The sequence below is a fragment of the Massilia sp. CMS3.1 genome, from assembly GCF_051262535.1.
GTDB lineage: Bacteria > Pseudomonadota > Gammaproteobacteria > Burkholderiales > Burkholderiaceae_D > Telluria.
This window is the reverse complement of sequence record NZ_JBIMES010000117.1, coordinates 1-228: the sequence shown is the minus strand read 5'-3', so window position 1 is coordinate 228 and position 228 is coordinate 1. Positions and strand designations below refer to the sequence as shown.

The 228-nt window shown below is 59.6% G+C and carries 1 protein-coding gene; it reads right to left on the bottom strand.

Translation table 11 applies throughout. From position 1 onward, the window contains the following. The coding region (locus ACHAC9_RS24685; protein WP_435764464.1) for a hypothetical protein at positions 1–228 on the bottom strand (228 nt) is incomplete at both ends.

Below are 228 nucleotides of genomic sequence, written 5' to 3'. Positions count from 1 at the left end.
ACCGACGAAGGTTGCGGTGATGTTGCCGCCTGGGTAGTTCACAGGGAACAGCTTGCCGTTGGCGTCAGCCTGGACGATGTTGAACACAGCGTGCTCGGTGAACGAGAAGCTGGTGCCGCCGGTTGGGGTGATCTGGATGAAGGCATTGCCGTTCACGTCCAGCGATTCCTTGATCGTCTGGCCGCTGGCGAAGCCGCCGCCGATTGGGTTGAAGACCCAGTTGTTCAT